14 protein-coding genes are annotated in these 13,963 nt (G+C 35.1%); all 14 read right to left on the reverse strand.

Going from position 1 to position 13,963, the window contains the following annotated elements:
• Positions 1-104 precede the first annotated feature (104 nt).
• Positions 105-992, reverse strand: coding sequence for a translation elongation factor Ts (gene tsf, locus ACFOY7_RS15900; protein ID WP_390253318.1), 888 nt, complete (start codon positions 990-992; stop codon positions 105-107).
• Positions 993-1,303: 311 nt separating this feature from the next.
• Positions 1,304-2,053 carry a 30S ribosomal protein S2 gene (gene rpsB / locus ACFOY7_RS15905; protein WP_390253320.1) on the reverse strand — a complete coding sequence of 250 codons (750 nt, stop codon included), beginning with the start codon at positions 2,051-2,053 and terminating at the stop codon, positions 1,304-1,306.
• A 149-nt stretch (positions 2,054-2,202) separates the two neighbouring features.
• Positions 2,203-2,703 (reverse strand): DUF6115 domain-containing protein, encoded by a 501-nt coding sequence (locus ACFOY7_RS15910; protein WP_390253322.1) that lies wholly within the window; start codon positions 2,701-2,703, stop codon positions 2,203-2,205.
• 12 nt (positions 2,704-2,715) lie between these two features.
• Positions 2,716-3,024, reverse strand: a complete 309-nt coding sequence (locus ACFOY7_RS15915; protein WP_390253324.1) for a hypothetical protein — start codon at positions 3,022-3,024, stop codon at positions 2,716-2,718.
• Positions 3,025-3,049: 25 nt separating this feature from the next.
• Positions 3,050-4,408 (reverse strand): DUF342 domain-containing protein, encoded by a 1,359-nt coding sequence (locus tag ACFOY7_RS15920; RefSeq protein WP_390253326.1) that lies wholly within the window; start codon positions 4,406-4,408, stop codon positions 3,050-3,052.
• A 29-nt stretch (positions 4,409-4,437) separates the two neighbouring features.
• Positions 4,438-5,193: a FliA/WhiG family RNA polymerase sigma factor gene (locus tag ACFOY7_RS15925; RefSeq protein ID WP_390253328.1), complete on the reverse strand. Its 756-nt coding sequence runs from the start codon at positions 5,191-5,193 to the stop codon at positions 4,438-4,440.
• 27 nt (positions 5,194-5,220) lie between these two features.
• Entirely contained in the window at positions 5,221-5,718 is a 498-nt protein-coding gene (locus tag ACFOY7_RS15930; RefSeq protein WP_390253330.1) for a chemotaxis protein CheD, read from the reverse strand.
• The gene (locus ACFOY7_RS15935) at positions 5,715-6,350 is read right to left on the reverse strand and encodes a chemotaxis protein CheC (protein ID WP_390253332.1); all 636 of its coding nucleotides are present in this window, start codon (positions 6,348-6,350) and stop codon (positions 5,715-5,717) included. Before ACFOY7_RS15935 ends, ACFOY7_RS15930 begins: the two co-directional genes overlap by 4 nt.
• A 6-nt stretch (positions 6,351-6,356) precedes the next feature.
• Positions 6,357-6,818 carry a chemotaxis protein CheW gene (locus ACFOY7_RS15940; protein WP_390253334.1) on the reverse strand — a complete coding sequence of 154 codons (462 nt, stop codon included), beginning with the start codon at positions 6,816-6,818 and terminating at the stop codon, positions 6,357-6,359.
• A gap of 11 nt (positions 6,819-6,829) precedes the next feature.
• Entirely contained in the window at positions 6,830-8,857 is a 2,028-nt protein-coding gene (locus ACFOY7_RS15945; RefSeq protein ID WP_390253336.1) for a chemotaxis protein CheW, read from the reverse strand.
• Between the two features lie 17 nt (positions 8,858-8,874).
• Positions 8,875-9,960, reverse strand: coding sequence for a protein-glutamate methylesterase/protein-glutamine glutaminase (locus ACFOY7_RS15950; protein ID WP_390253338.1), 1,086 nt, complete (start codon positions 9,958-9,960; stop codon positions 8,875-8,877).
• A 5-nt stretch (positions 9,961-9,965) separates the two neighbouring features.
• Positions 9,966-10,823, reverse strand: a complete 858-nt coding sequence (locus tag ACFOY7_RS15955) for a MinD/ParA family protein (RefSeq protein WP_390253340.1) — start codon at positions 10,821-10,823, stop codon at positions 9,966-9,968.
• Positions 10,824-11,927: a flagellar biosynthesis protein FlhF gene (gene flhF / locus ACFOY7_RS15960; RefSeq protein ID WP_390253342.1), complete on the reverse strand. Its 1,104-nt coding sequence runs from the start codon at positions 11,925-11,927 to the stop codon at positions 10,824-10,826.
• On the reverse strand, positions 11,924-13,957 hold the full coding sequence (gene flhA / locus ACFOY7_RS15965; RefSeq protein ID WP_390253344.1) for a flagellar biosynthesis protein FlhA: 2,034 nt from the start codon (positions 13,955-13,957) through the stop codon (positions 11,924-11,926). Before flhA ends, flhF begins: the two co-directional genes overlap by 4 nt.
• Between the last annotated feature and the right edge of the window lie 6 nt (positions 13,958-13,963).

Raw genomic sequence — 13,963 nt, forward strand, 5'->3', positions numbered from 1 at the left:
TATCAAAAACTAAACATGATTTCCTTCTACCTATTATGTGCTTCACCAGATATATTTTTTCAAAGAAAAGGGACACAATGTGTCCCCTTTTTTTGAAAATATAATTACTTTTGATTAACTTGGCTCATTACTTCTTCTGCGAAATTATCTTCACGTTTTTCAATACCTTCACCAACTTCATAGCGAACAAATGAAGATAATTCAGCATTATGACTTTTAACAATTTGTTTTACTTTTTGGTCTGGATCTTTAACAAAGCTTTGTTCTAATAGACAAATTTCTTCAAAGAATTTGTTTAAACGACCTTCTACCATTTTTTCTACAATATTTGCTGGTTTGCCTTCATTTAAGGCTTGTGTTTTAAGTACTTCACGTTCTCTTTCAATATCTTCTGCAGAAACCGCATCACGTGAAAGATACTTAGGGTTCACTGCAGCAACATGCATCGCAATATCTTTTGCAACTTGCTCATCAGTAGTTCCTTCAAGAACTGTTACTACGCCGATTCTTCCACCCATGTGAGTATAAGCACCGAAAGCGTCTTGATCAGTTTTTGTAAATGTTGCAAAACGGCGTAATGAAAGCTTTTCACCAATCTTAGCAATATTACTGTTAATAAATTCTTCAACCGTTTCGCCTTCACCATTTAGAGGTTGTTTTAAAGCTTCTTCCACTGTATCAGGTTTTTGGCTTAAAATATGTTGAGCTAATTGTTTTAACAATGTTTGGAATTGTTCGTTTTTAGTTACGAAGTCTGTTTCGCAATTTACTTCTAGAAGAACCGCTGTATTTCCTTCAACTTCTACATATGCAGAACCTTCCGCAGCAATACGATCTGCTTTTTTAGCAGCTTTTGCAATACCTTTTTCACGAAGGTAGTCAATTGCTTGATCAATGTTACCATCAGTTTCTTGAAGTGCTTTTTTACAATCCATCATTCCAGCACCAGTTTTTTCTCTAAGCTCTTTTACTAATTTTGCAGAAATTGCCATAATAAATTCCTCCTTAATTATTGTATATATTTCCTTAAGAATAGCACAAAGCGCCCGATTAGAAACGTAGCAGCCACAGGACCTAATTCCTGAGATATAAGAAGAGCTCACGGTGTTTTAATTAACCGGATGACTCTTACCTATTGGTATATAGTTTGTCCACAGCTCTCCGGACAAGGATAAGACTCTATCAAGGGGCATATCTGGAGTCAGCTAGTTTCAGGCACTTAGAGCTAAATCTCTAAGTTTATACATTCATTACTCTTAAAAAAAGGTGATAAAAGGTCCCCCTCTTATCACCCAAAACCTTCTTACTCTTCTACCGCTTGAACTTCTGCTTCTTCAGTTACTTGCTCTTCAGCAGCCTCTTCAGTAACTTCACCTTGTTTCACTTCTAAAATAGCATCTGCCATTTTAGCAGTCAACAATTTAACAGCACGAATAGCATCGTCGTTAGCTGGGATTACATAATCAATTTCATCTGGATCACAGTTTGTATCAACAATACCTACAATAGGAATGTTAAGTTTATGCGCTTCAGCAACTGCAATACGCTCTTTTCTTGGATCGATAATAAATAGAGCATCAGGAATTTTATTCATTTCTTTAATACCGCCTAAGAATTTAACAAGTCTTTCTTTTTCTTTTAGAAGACCTACTACTTCTTTTTTAGGAAGTACTTCGAAAGTTCCATCTTCTTCCATTTTTTCGATATCTTTCAAACGTTTAATACGTTTGCGGATTGTTTCAAAGTTTGTTAATGTACCGCCTAACCAACGTTGGTTAACAAAGTACATACCTGAACGAATTGCTTCTTCTTTAACAGATTCTTGTGCTTGTTTTTTTGTACCTACAAACAATACAGTTCCGTCGTTTTGAGCAATTTCTTTAATGAAATTATACGCTTCCTCAACCTTTTTCACTGTTTTTTGTAAGTCAATAATGTAAATGCCGTTACGCTCTGTAAAGATGTATTTTTTCATCTTTGGATTCCAACGGCGAGTTTGGTGTCCAAAATGTACACCAGCTTCTAGTAGTTGTTTCATTGAAATAACTGCCATGTTTCTTTTCCTCCTAATATTGGTTTTTTTATCCTCCATTTACATCATTAGATAAAAGGACTAATTTAGCACCACTTCTATCTTTAGTAAACGTGTGTATTTAACACCGTTAACAAATATACCATAATGAATCTATGCAATCAAGCAATTTATTGGTTTTTTTGTTGAAATTTCAGTAGTAGTTCAATTTCTGTTTTTCCTTTATCCATCCTTTTTGCAATTTCCTCGATAGAATAGCCATTATTGTACAAATGGAGGATTTGACCCGTTTCCGATTGTTCAACAATATCTTTTTTGTCTATTTGTGTGAGTGGTTCAAAGTCAGGGTAGTCATTTTTCTTAATATGTGTATCTGTTGAAGATGCATTCTCTATATTATCTGATTGGTTTTTATTATCTTTTGTTCCGTCAGATACCTGCTCGTTCCGCTTCTGTTTATTTTGCATCGAGAATAATTCTTTTGTAAAATTATCATTTTCTTCTCGCATTTCTACTAAATACAGTGCTAAAGTATCCTCCAACTTATTAATTTGTTCATTGACATTATCTTCGATATCCAGTAAATTTTGCTGGTTAATTTTCATCTGACGTATAATTATTAATGTAACGATATGAATAATAAAACTAAATAATAACAATAAATAGATCATAAATTACCTTCTTTATCCTGAAAAGTCAACTTGCTTCCCTAAATACGGATGTTGAATTTCATCATTACCCGTGATTGATTCATTTCCAATCCCATTTTCTTCGATAGATTGTGATAAATTTTTTTCTTCTTTGTTATTCTTCATTTTCTCACTTGCTTGCTGTCCTTCAATCCGTTGTCTTTTACGCATTTCCTCTGTTGTTAAAGTTTGAACTAATTGCTCTTGAGCTAACCGGCCTTGTTGTTGTAATAAGTCTTGGAGTTTTCCAGCATCTTGTGTTCTTGGTAATGCTACTTGCATTTCTACAGCTTTCCAGCTCATATAGATGCCTCCTCATTTAGACAGATCAAAGTGAATCAATTACAATTTCCATTTCTTTTAGATAGGATTTAAAGTATTTAAATTCCCGATCTAATTTGCGCGAGTATTTGCCAAAAATCAGTAGAACATTATCAAAAGCTTTTCCTTTCACAATTACTTCCATATCGGTGTAATTGCCAATACTGAATTGCATTTCGTCCATTTCTTCTTCCATCTCGTTAATTTGTTCGATTACTTTCTCATACATGTTTCGTTGCTTTAATAACATAATGCGTTCTTTTGCATTTAAACCTATTCTTTCTTTTTTATCCTGGAGCTGGTTTCCAAGAGTTTTCAATTTTGTTTTATTATTGAGTAATTTGTCTATTTCTTTTTTTAAATATTCTAACCGTTCTCGTTTATTCTTATTAATTCCTAAAGCTAATTCGGTTTTTGTATTAGCAAAATTGCCAACAGTATTTACTAAAATTTGCCTTCCGGCCGAGCATGTACCACCAATGATACTTCCATTTTCACATAAGATTGATTCTTGAGCAACACATTGACTATGCAGGATCGATTTCGAAACAATAAGATTATTTCCTGACTCCACGCTAGATTGGTTTATGTAGCTAATTCTAACATCTCCGTCTGCTTGAATTACTGCTTTATCCATTCCGGATACTCCACCATTGATTACAATGTTACCACCTGCTTTTAGATAGGCAGCTTCCACTATCCCCAAAACATGAATGTCACCTTGTGCTTTCACTGTATAACCTGCAGGAACGTTCCCGCGGATATAAACAGAACCAACAAAATCAATATTTCCTGTTTCAAGTGTTACATCTCCACTTAGTTCATACATATCGAAAACTTGTATTAGCTTGTCAGTAACAGATAATTTCCCATCCTTTTTTGCAATAAAATTTCTGGTTTCTTCATTAAACTCGACATTTTGCCCCGCCTTGGTTGAAACTTTCCTGCCTTTTTGCTGTTTCACTATATTACCATAGACATCTATTCCACTCTTGCCTTCTGTTGGTGGAATGACTTCAGCTAACAGCGTCTCAGCTGTAACACTGGGAATTTTCTTTACATCTCTAAATGATGATTTCTCTTGTTCACTCAATTCCGCATCCAATGAAAGCTTCCAATCGATATAACCATCAACCCCATTTACCGCTGGTGTTCCTTCTGCTATAACTAATTGCTGTTTTTCCTGCAAAGATTGTTTCCAATTCGCTTCATCAAAGTGAATAAGTTCTTTCTGAATTTTCTCTTTCTCTAGTAATTTGATTAGATCGTTTGTTCTCACTTCTTCTAAAAGTTCAGAATCTATCAATTCAATCCATGCTTTTAAACGGTTTTTTGCCACCTTTATCTCAATAGCGTTCTTTTCCATTATCTCAAGCCCCATTTATCCTAATAATATTAATGAGATATCATTTTCCTCAATTTAAATATAGCTTGTTTGTGGATTTGAGAGATTCTTGATGTAGTTAATTGAAGTACTTTCCCTATTTCCGTAAAAGTTAATTCTTTATCATAAAATAAACTTAACACGTATTGTTCATTGTCACTCAAATTTTTAATAGCATTGTATACATGCTGTATGTTCTCTTGCTTTAAGATATTATCCTCTGGTGTTAATTCTTTCTCGTCCGGAATAGTATAGCCAATTCCTTCTTTAAATTCATCACCAGTTCCTTTTTCTTCCATTGATAATAAATTGGAAAAGAAGCTGTCTTTAATAATATCTTCCACTTCATCTTTTGTCATTTCCAGATGATTTGCGATATCAGATGAAGTAATATCTCTCTGAAATTTTTGCTCTAGTAATTCTGTTGTCTGATCAATTCTTTTCACTTTCTCTCTGACTGAACGCGGTAACCAATCCTCTTTACGCAACCCGTCAATAATTGCCCCTTTTATCCTGATTGAAGCATATGTATCAAATTTCAAATCTCTGCCGGGGTCAAATTTTAACAATGCGTCATATAATCCATACAACCCTAAACTTTTAATATCTTCTTTACTAACACTTTTTGGAAGGTTTGATGCGATTCGCTGGACATGAAATTGTACGAGATACATATAATTTTCAATTAATTGATTTGTATTTTCATCATTTTTATTATTTTGCCAGTTACGCCACAGGTACTCCTCAATTGCTGTATCTTTTGCCATCGAATCACCTCTTTCCATCACAAATGATTAAATTATTTTTATACCGCTGTTAACTGTCCTTATCTCTAGCATAGATGTTTCGATATTAAATTCAATTGTTCTACCTTTGTTTCCACCAACATCCTCAGCCATGACAGGAATATTAAAATTCGCAAGTATACTATGGACAGCATCAACATTTCTGTCACCAATTCGCAACATTTTATTTTCGGAGCGGAAGGAAAACATATGAGCGCCACCAGCCATCTTAGCTTTCAAAGAAAATTTATTTGCACCTTGTTTTTTTAGTCCTTCTAATAAAATGTCCATTGCAGTATCTGCATATTTCATTGCATTATTTGTTTCCCTTTTTGAAGCAGCTGAATCAGGCAGCATAATATGGGCCATTCCCGCAAGTTTATGTGTTGTGTCATAAATAACCACACCTACACAAGAACCTAATCCAGATGTTTTTAACGTATTTGGTGCTTTTGTTATTTTTAAGTCGGCAATCCCAACTTTTATAATAGATGGTGTAATTATCATTTATCCAGAACTCCTAATGCAGCAAAAATTTTATTAAAAGAATCTGGATCTGGTAATAAAAAGAAGTGACCTTTCACTGAATGTTCCGAATTCTCGCCATCTTCTATCATTGTATCTATTATAATTGCATGGTCACTCTCCTGAGAGATTTCGACTAAACCTTCCATCAAAATGGCTGCCGCCATATCCATTACTAATGCTGGTACAGTTGGTTGCATATTAATTGAGGTGAAGTCAGACAGTGCAGATAAATAGGATCCTGAGAGTATATTGCCGATCTCAGAAACAGCGGAATAAGCTAGTTCATGTTCCATCATTTCTTCTGCTCTAAAATCCCTGTTCCCTAATAATTGCTCAACTAAAGAGTTTGTCTCTTCAGGTGATAAAACGAAGAACATAGTTCCAGGAGCTTCGCCTTGTATACGCAAAAATACAGTTACAATTATTGTATCAGGTCCGCCAACATATTCCATTAGTTCATTAAAATCTACTATCTTAATAGAAGGAATCGTCATATCAATCTTCTTACCTAACAGACCTGATAAGGCAGTTGCAGCATTACCTGCACCGATGTTTCCTATTTCTTTTAATATGTCCAGATGGGTTTGTGTTAATTGATCGATCCTAACCATCTATCACTATGGCCTTTCCTTGCTATTTTGATAGGATTCAATTGACAATACTTTCTCTAATTGCAGTAACATGATCAATCTTTTATTAACCTTTGCTACACCTTCAATATAATCAGCATCAACCGTTCCAATCACCTTAGGAGCTGGTTCAATAGCTTCTTGCGAAATATCTAATACATCATAAGCTGCATCTACAATAAATCCCACATCAAAATTCTCTGTATGGACAATAATTATTCTCGTACTGTCCGTATGCTCTATTGGCTCCATTCCGAAACGTTCTCTTAGATCAATAATTGGCGTTACTAACCCTCTTAGATTAATCACACCTTTTACAAAGTCCGCTGTTTTCGGAACTCTTGTAATATATTGCATTCTTTCAATTCCACCTACTAATTCCACAGGTATGGCATATTCTTCTTTGTCTAGTTCGATAATGATCGATTGCTGATTTTTCATTTCATCCATTTTTACACCTCCTAATTAATTAATGTGTTTGTATCAAGTATTAGTGCAACTTGTCCATCACCTAGAATAGTAGCACCGGATATGCCGAACACATCACCTAAATAATCACCGAGTGATTTTAGTACGATTTCCTGTTGGCCAATAAATTTATTTACAATTAAACCAGCCATCTTCTCCCCTTTTCTAATTATCACAACAGAACATAAGTCTCCGTCTTCTTCAACGGACGGTACTTCGAACACTTCTTTTAAAGAGATTAGCGGAACAACTTTACCTCTAAAATCAATCACTTTCTTATTATGAGCATTTAAGATGTCACTCTTACGAATAATGGCTGTCTCGATAATCGATGATAATGGAACGGCATATTTTTCTTTTTCTACCTCTACTAATAAAACCGATATAATCGATAATGTTAACGGTAATTGAATGGAGAATAATGAACCTTCGCCTTCCTTTGATTCAATAGTGATGGTACCACCCAAAGATTCAATCGTATTCTTTACAACATCTAGTCCTACACCTCGTCCAGATACATCAGAGATTTTATCTGCAGTAGAAAAGCCACTAGACATGATTAGTTGAAATACTTGCTCATCTGTTAGTGTATTGGCATCTTCCGCAGTAATCACCTGATTAGAAATAGCCTTATTTACAACTTTCTGTCGATTAATTCCAGCACCATCATCGCTTATTTCGATAAAAACATGGTTTCCACTGTGGTATGCTTTTAAGACAAGGTTTCCTTGTTCATCTTTACCATTTTCACGGCGTAAGTCTGGTGTTTCAATTCCGTGATCCAATGAATTACGAATCAAGTGAACGAGTGGATCACCAATTTCATCAATAACAGTACGGTCGAGCTCGGTTTCAGCTCCAATAATATCTAAATTTACTTTTTTGCCTAAATCTTTCGATAATTGGCGAACCATTCTTGGGAATCGATTAAATACTTGTTCAACAGGTACCATACGCATATTGAGAATAATGTTTTGCAGGTCACCGGAGATCCTGGTCATTCTTTCCACCGTTTCTTGTAACTCTGGATGCTTTAAGTCTGCAGATATTTGTTCTAATCGCCCACGGTCAATAACCAACTCTTCAAATAGATTCATTAAACCATCTAAACGTTCAATATTTACTCTTATTGTTTTACTTACAACGCTTTTTCCGTTATTTGCTTTTTTATTTTCTTTTGAGTCTCCACTGTCTTCTGTTTTATCATTAGTCTCATTTTTAGCTTCATCTTCCATGGTACGATCTATTCTCTGATTCAATTGAAATGGTGTGATTACTACTTCCTCTATCTCCGAGATTTTCATAATTCTTTGTTTAACTTCTTCTTCGTCAAACTTCGTTACTAATAAAACATTAAATGACAAATCAAAGTTCTCTTCCTCTAATTCTTGAACACTAGGATTGGATTTAATAACTTCTCCTACTTGCTCTAAAACTTCGAATACCATATAAACCCTTGCTGCTTTCAACAAACAATTCTCATTCAATCGAATATTTAACTCATAGTTAATAAAACCTTTCTCTTTTGATTGATTTAAAATAGCTGTCTCAAATTCATCCAATTTAGCGAATTGATTGGACACAGGCTTAGTCACTATATTCTCATTAGATTCTTCAACGACTGAATTTGTGGATATTGTCTCATTATTTTCTATTAATTCCAATTTATGTACGAGCTCTTTAACATCTGAAGAACCATTCCCGCCACCTGCAATATCAACTACCATGCCTTCTAATTGGTCAACAGCCTGAAAGATAACATCAATAATATCTGAATTAATTGATAGTTTATCATTTCTTACTGCATCCAGGACATTTTCCATTTTATGTGTTAAATCAGCTAAATCTTGAAAACCCATTGTCGCAGCCATACCTTTTAAAGTATGTGCTGATCGAAAGATCTCTCCAACGGTGTCCATGTTTCCAGGTTCATTTTCTAAAATTAACAATTGGTCATTTAATGATTGAATATGTTCCTTACTCTCTTCAATAAATACCTCTAAATACTCATTGTTTTCCATTTTACTCACTCCTGTTATCATATTTTCTTTTGGAGCATTCCACTAATATCTTGAATATCTAAAACATAATCTACTAGACTAGTCTTTTCAGCAGCTTGTGGCATTCCGTATACAACACATGTTTCCTTCGATTGTGAAATGATGACAGTGCGCGGGTGATTCTGCTTAAGTATTTCAATACCATTTGAGCCGTCGCTCCCCATTCCAGTCAATATTACTGAAATAGATTGGTAGTTTTTCAACTTAGCAATTGATGAGAACAGTACATTAACTGCAGGTTGATGACCATTGACAGGTCCATCTTCCCTCACCTTAGCAAATAACTTATTTCCGGCTTCTTCTAATTGAAACTGTTTTCCCCCTTGAGCAATATATACTTTACCTGATTCAATTAGATCGCCATCCTCTACTTCTTTCACATCAACTTCAGACAATTTGTTTAATCGGTCAGCCAGTGATTTAGTAAAACCTTTCGGCATATGCTGCACGATTACCACTGGTGCATGAAATGTTTTAGGAAGGTTTGTGATCACCTCCTGAAGTGCTCTTGGCCCTCCGGTTGATGAACCTATTGCCACTATTGGTTTTGTATTTTTCGTCCTATTAGACAGCATGGGAGATAATCCAGGGCTCGCACTATAATCGAGCCTTTCCTCACGCTCATTTCCCTCAACGTTTTTCTTCTGGGTGTGAACCGTAAAATTAGATTGGACAGCTTGTTCTACTTTTGTGATAATTTCTTTTTCGATTTCTCTAATATTTAAAGATATAGAACCAGAAGGCTTTGCAATGAAGTCAACAGCACCTAGAGAGACTGCTTCAATCGTTTTATCTGCCCCCGTTTTCGTTAAACTTGATAACATAACGACAGGAGTAGGCATGTGTTCCATAATATGTTGTAATGTTTCAATTCCATCCATTAACGGCATTTCAACATCTAATGTGATAACATTTGGTTTAAGTTGTTCGATCTTGTTAATAGCATCTTGTCCATTTCTCGCTGTACTAACAACCTCAAGATTGCGCGATTGGTTGATTATATCGGAGATCATTTTTCGCATAAATGCTGAATCATCAACCACTAGAACGGAATGTTTTTTCATGTTCGTTACCCCTCTGCAAAAAAATTCATTAACTTATTTAAAAAATGGGAGCCAACAGATTTTTTTGGCATTTCACCTAGAAATTGATTAGTAATTTTCATCAATGCCTCTGAAGCTTTTGACCTGGGATTCTCTAAAATAAATGGTCTTTGATTCAATACTGCATTAGTTACTGCCTGATCATCTGGTACAACACCTAATGGATGAATATCATAATTTAGAAACCTCTTTACAGCCTCACTGAAACGGGAAATTATTTCCTCTCCTTGTTTTTGTTTCATCGCTCGATTCAGAATCAAGTGAATCGATGTTTCATGATGACTTAAGATATGTTTGACCATTGAATAAGCGTCAGTTAGTGATGTGGGCTCAGGTGTCGTTACAGCAATACATTCATCAGCTGCTAAGATGAAATTGATTGTCTCTCTAGTTACCCCTGCACCCATGTCAAAAATAATATAATCATATTCCCTAAGTAACAGTTCTAATTGCTCAACGAAATAGTTCAATCGGTCCTGATCAAGAAAAAAAATATCCTTGCTTGCTGTTCCACCTGCTATGTATGAGAAGTCATTTGGTCCTGATTCTATAATATCATATATCGACATATTTTTCTCAAACATTTGGATTATAGTACTATTGGATGACTTTCCTAATAAAATATCAATATTGCCCATACCAACATCTAAATCAAAAAGCAATACTTTTTTTCCTTTATTAGACAAATTTAAACCGAAGTTTAGCGCAATATTTGACTTGCCTACGCCACCCTTACCACTAACAACAGCGATTGTTTTAGCATGGTACTTCCCATGGATGCCTTTTATCTTTGAGCGTAATTTTGCTGCCTGATCTTGTTTCATTTAATCACCAACTATTAATTTTGCAATATTGTCGATGGTTGCTTCATCAATATCATCAGGGACATCTTGACCATTTGTAATAAAAGCTATCCCAATATTGTTTTCTAAACACATATTAATGGCAGAACCATAGACGGTTGTTTCATCTTTTTTTGTAAAAATAATCTGCTTTAATGGCACTGTTTGAAATTGTTTATAGATATCTTCCATATCTCGAGTCCTAGAGGTAAGTGATAATACAAGATATGTATCTACGTCTTCGTGTAAATTAATTACATTCCCTAATTCTTTCACATATTTTTCATCCCGAAAGTTTCTCCCTGCAGTATCTACTAAAACAATATCATAATCAACAAACTTCTCTCTCGCACGATTATAATCATCTAAGCTATAAGCAATTTCAATAGGAACATCGAGAATTTTCGAGTATGTCTTTAATTGTTCAATTGCTGCAATACGATAAGTGTCTGTTGTAATTAATGCTACCCGTTTCTTTTCATTTAGAACACAATGTGCCGCTAATTTGGCAATGGTTGTCGTTTTTCCTACCCCTGTTGGCCCAACAAGCTGGATAATTTGCTTATCAAATAAGTGATTCCCATATTGTCCTTTGTTAGCAAGACGATGTTTTATTTCGAACGCGAGTTCTGCCCTTAATTTACCTAAATCCGATTCTTCCTCACTATTTCTTTTGTGGATGTTATCAATCAATTCATGTGCTATGGTTTGATTTACCTCATGATCAATCAGGTGATTCAGCATAAGTTGATATGTGTGAGGCAAATCTGACTCTTTTTCTGTACTTTTTTGAATCCAACGTTTCATTTCCTTGATTTCATTCAAGATTGCTTCATTATTATGGCGATTATTATCATCTATATTTTGGACTGTTTTTTTTGCTGGGGTTTGCTGTTTTTGTGATGCACCAGTCATTTGCTGGTCAATTGCCGCTAACACTTCAATTTTCTTTTTTTTGAATAATCCAAGGAAACCACCTTCATAGATTTCCTTGGAGTTTAAAATAACTGCATCTTGACCTAACTCGCGTCTAACAACTTGCATTACTTCAGGCATTGTTGCACCTTTTATTTTTTTCACCTTCATGCTACTTTTACCACTCCAATGCTTTGAATTTCGACAGTTGGTTCAATCTCATTATAAGAAAGGACAACAACATGCGGAAAGAATCGATCCAGCAATTGTTTCAAATACATCCTAATGGTAGGTGAGCATAATAGGATCGGCGTCTCTTCTTGTAAAGACATGTTTTCAACATTTTCTGCAACAGATTGAATGACTCGCTGTTGGGTGTCAGGATCCATCGCTAAATAACTGCCATGCTCTGTTTGTTGAATATGTTCTGCAATTAATTTTTCCACTTCACCAGCTATTGTAATCACCTTCAGTTGCTCTCGACCTTGAATAATTTCATTCGTAATTTGAGCAGATAATGATTGTCTCACATATTCTGTTAATAAATCAGTATCTGTTGTCATTTTTCCGAAATCTGCCAATGTTTCGAATATGACTGGTAAATTCTTAACCGAAACATTCTCTCTTAATAATTTTCCGAGAACTTTTTGTATGTCTCCGATACTTAGTGGTTCTGGTGTTACTTCTTCCACTAAAATTGGATAGTTTTCTTTTAAATGATCGATTAGCTGTTGTGTCTCTTGCCTTCCTAATAATTGATGGGAATGACGTTTAATTACCTCAGTTATATGGGTAGAAACTACTGAAGGTGGATCTACAACAGTATATCCAGATAATTCCGCATCATCTTTTGCTTCATCCGTAATCCACTTTGCAGGTAACCCAAATGCAGGTTCTGTTGTATCAATACCATCTAATTCATCATCTTCAATACCTGGACTCATAGCAAGGAAATGATCTAACAACAGTTCGCCCTTCGCTACTTCATTTCCTTTAATTTTTAACCTGTATTCATTTGGGTTTAACTGAATATTATCACGGATCCTTACAACAGGAATAACAAGCCCTAACTCAATAGCTAGCTGTCTTCTTATCATAACAATCCGATCTAATAAGTCACCGCCTTGATTGGAATCTGCCAGTGGAATTAAGCCATAGCCAAATTCGAACTCGATCGGATCCATATTAATAAGCCCCACGACATTTTCCGGTGCTTTCATCTCTTCAGATTTTGATTCATCCACTTCAGACTCAGTAGGCATCATTTCTTCTTTTGCTTTACGAGATAACATAAACGCACCAGCCGCTAACACTAATGCAATAGTTGTTGTTAACAGAAAGTTTATAGGTGTCAAACCTAATAAGAAAATGGTAGCTGCTGCTACGTATAGTAATGTTGGATAACGAAAAAGTTGTTTGGTTACTTCAGAACTTAAGTTACCTTCTGATGCAACCCTTGTAACAACAATACCTGTTGCTGTCGATATTAGTAATGCCGGGATCTGACTGACTAATCCATCACCAACAGTGAGACGCATATATGTATCAATTGCTTCACCGAAAGGTAATCCGAGTTGGGCCATACCGATAATTAAACCAAAAATAATATTTATAAGTACAATAATAATACCGGCAATCGCATCACCTTTAACGAATTTACTTGCCCCATCCATTGACCCATAAAAATCTGCCTCATGCTCGATCTTCTCTCTCCGTTCTTTTGCCTGCTGTTCATTAATCATCCCTGCATTTAGATCTGCATCAATACTCATTTGTTTACCAGGCATTGCATCTAATGTAAAACGTGCCGCAACTTCCGACACACGCTCACTACCTTTTGTAATAACTAAGAACTGAATAATAACTAAAATTACAAAAACAACAAACCCTACTAACGGGCTATTACCGATAACAAACGTACCAAATGTTTCTACAACGCCACCCGCATCTGCTTCAGACAAAATTGATCTCGTAGTAGAAACATTTAACCCTAAACGAAATAATGTTAACAATAATAACAATGAAGGGAAAACCGAGAATTGCAAGGTATCTGTCGTATTCATTGATACAAGAATAACGATTAATGCTAGAGATATGTTTATTAAGATAAATACACTTAATAACCACCCTGGTAGTGGAATAACCAACATCACAATAATTAATATAACACCAATTAATACAGAAAAATCTCTAGCTTTCATTCACTT

It is taken from the genome of Gracilibacillus xinjiangensis, assembly GCF_042651765.1.
In the GTDB taxonomy this organism is placed as follows: domain Bacteria; phylum Bacillota; class Bacilli; order Bacillales; family Amphibacillaceae; genus Gracilibacillus; species Gracilibacillus xinjiangensis.

Coding starts and splice junctions, on each gene's coding strand:
- ACFOY7_RS15915 (WP_390253324.1), bottom strand. CDS start 3,024: ATGAGCTGGAAAGCTGTAGAAATGCAAGTAGCATTACCAAGAACACAA.
- ACFOY7_RS15910 (WP_390253322.1), bottom strand. CDS start 2,703: ATGATCTATTTATTGTTATTATTTAGTTTTATTATTCATATCGTTACA.
- ACFOY7_RS15950 (WP_390253338.1), bottom strand. CDS start 9,960: ATGAAAAAACATTCCGTTCTAGTGGTTGATGATTCAGCATTTATGCGA.
- ACFOY7_RS15955 (WP_390253340.1), bottom strand. CDS start 10,823: ATGAAACAAGATCAGGCAGCAAAATTACGCTCAAAGATAAAAGGCATC.
- ACFOY7_RS15930 (WP_390253330.1), bottom strand. CDS start 5,718: ATGATAATTACACCATCTATTATAAAAGTTGGGATTGCCGACTTAAAA.
- flhA (WP_390253344.1), bottom strand. CDS start 13,957: ATGAAAGCTAGAGATTTTTCTGTATTAATTGGTGTTATATTAATTATT.
- ACFOY7_RS15925 (WP_390253328.1), bottom strand. CDS start 5,193: ATGGCAAAAGATACAGCAATTGAGGAGTACCTGTGGCGTAACTGGCAA.
- flhF (WP_390253342.1), bottom strand. CDS start 11,927: ATGAAGGTGAAAAAAATAAAAGGTGCAACAATGCCTGAAGTAATGCAA.
- tsf (WP_390253318.1), bottom strand. CDS start 992: ATGGCAATTTCTGCAAAATTAGTAAAAGAGCTTAGAGAAAAAACTGGT.
- ACFOY7_RS15920 (WP_390253326.1), bottom strand. CDS start 4,408: ATGGAAAAGAACGCTATTGAGATAAAGGTGGCAAAAAACCGTTTAAAA.
- ACFOY7_RS15935 (WP_390253332.1), bottom strand. CDS start 6,350: ATGGTTAGGATCGATCAATTAACACAAACCCATCTGGACATATTAAAA.
- ACFOY7_RS15945 (WP_390253336.1), bottom strand. CDS start 8,857: ATGGAAAACAATGAGTATTTAGAGGTATTTATTGAAGAGAGTAAGGAA.
- ACFOY7_RS15940 (WP_390253334.1), bottom strand. CDS start 6,818: ATGGATGAAATGAAAAATCAGCAATCGATCATTATCGAACTAGACAAA.
- rpsB (WP_390253320.1), bottom strand. CDS start 2,053: ATGGCAGTTATTTCAATGAAACAACTACTAGAAGCTGGTGTACATTTT.